The sequence below is a fragment of the Nocardioides sp. CPCC 206348 genome (genome assembly GCF_048654705.1).
Classification (GTDB): Bacteria; Actinomycetota; Actinomycetes; order Propionibacteriales; family Nocardioidaceae; genus Nocardioides.
Genome location: NZ_JBMCZA010000064.1, coordinates 29,242 through 30,923, shown reverse-complemented (window position 1 = coordinate 30,923; position 1,682 = coordinate 29,242). Strand labels below are relative to the sequence as shown.

General features: G+C 73.0%; 2 protein-coding genes. Both read right to left on the bottom strand.

The window, feature by feature from the left end; all coding sequences use genetic code 11:
- Positions 1–671, bottom strand: a 671-nt coding sequence (locus ACOADB_RS02335; protein WP_378596300.1) for a tRNA (adenosine(37)-N6)-threonylcarbamoyltransferase complex ATPase subunit type 1 TsaE, incomplete at its 3' end; no start/stop codon positions are given.
- Positions 668–1,682 (bottom strand): alpha/beta fold hydrolase (locus ACOADB_RS02330; RefSeq protein ID WP_378596299.1); only part of this gene is annotated, 1,015 nt, incomplete at its 5' end. The genes ACOADB_RS02335 and ACOADB_RS02330, both read right to left, overlap by 4 nt.

Genomic DNA, 1,682 nt, shown 5'->3' with positions numbered 1-1,682 from the left:
AGGGACGGGCCGTCCGCCAGCGAGGGATGCACCCGGGCGATCACGAAGGTCGGCGAGGTGATGCCGCCGCGGACGCCGAGCCCGGCGCCCAGGCCCTGGGTGAACGTGGTCTTGCCGGCGCCGAGCTCACCGCTGAGCACCAGCACGTCACCGGCCCGCACCACCGACGCCAGGTGCTCGCCCAGGGCGCGCATCGCTTCGGCGGTGGGGACCTCGACGGTGTGCGGCACCGGCCGCGCCATCTCGACGTACGGCGGCCGCCGGGCCGTTTCCGCAAAGCCCATGTCGCGCCAGAACTGCACGGTCAGCGGGAGCTCCTGACGGGCCAGGATGACCAGGCGGCGCAGGCCCTCGCGCTGCGCGGCCTCGGCGAGGGCGGCCCGGACCAGGGCCCGGGCGATGCCGCGGCCCTGAGCGCCGGGGTCCACGCCGAACCGGCGCAGGTAGAGCGCGTCGCCATCCGGGTCGAGGACGACGGCGCCGACCGTGCGGCCGTCCAGGCGCGCGAGCAGGCCACCACCGGGGGCGAGCAGCGCCGCGATCGAGGCCTCGGTCTCGCTGAGTGCGTCGGCGGGCGGGTCCAGCACGGGCCGCGCGGCGAAAGCGGCGCGGACCACGGCAAGTACCTCGGCGGCGGCCTCCTGGCCGACCACGGTGACCTCGAGACTCACCGCGTCGCGGCCCTCGCGGTCGCCGCGGTGATCAGCTGGTCGAGCTCGGCGTTGACCAGCTCGTGCCGCTCCATGATCACCATGTGCCCGGCGCCCTCGCACTCGAGCAGCCGGGAGTCCGCGATGCGGGAGTGCAGCTTGCGCGAGTGGCCGATCGAGGTGATCTTGTCGTTGGTCCCGCAGATGATGGACGTGGGAATCCGGCCGAGGCTCTCGACGTGGTCGAACTTGTCGAGGCTCGCGAAGTGCGGGAAGAAGTCGGCGACCACCTCGAACGGCGTGGCCCCGAGCATCTCGTCGACGAACTCGACGTACCCCCGTGGCACCGGGCCGCCGAACGCGAACCGGTCGGTGGCGACCGTGGCGATCGAGCTGCCTGCCTTCCGCAGCACGTCCACGGCACGATGGCCCAGGTGCAGGGTCCGGACGGCGCCCATGGCGAAGGGGCCCGTCAGCCGCGCCGGCAGCATCGGGAGCAGGATCCGGCTCGGGTCGAGCCCGCCGGCGGTCGTCGAGACCAGGCCGGCCCCGACCACGCGGGTCCCGATCAACTCGGGGAACTGCTCGGCCAGCGCGACGATGGACATGCCGCCCATCGAGTGACCGACGAGGACGATCGGGCCGTCGGGAACGACGGCCTCGATGACGTCCTTGAGGTCGCGGCCCAGCTGCTCGATGGTCGAGTGCGTGCGACCGGAGTTGCCGGACCGGCCGTGCGAACGCTGGTCGTAGTAGACCGTCCGCACCAGCCCGCGGTAGGCCGCACGCTGGAAGTGCCAGCAGTCGAGGTTGAGGCAGAAGCCGTGGACGAACACCACGGTGACCGGCAGTGCATCGTCCTTGGTACGACGAAGCAGGCGCTCGAGCGGACCGGCCGGTGCAGTGGCGGGCGCGGCGCCGACCTCGTCGACCTCGACGTACAGGCGCACCCCGTCCTCGGCGACGACGGTGACCTCCGGGGAGCGCAGGGTGCCGAACGGGATGTCCTCGCCGGCCCGGCGACCGATCTGC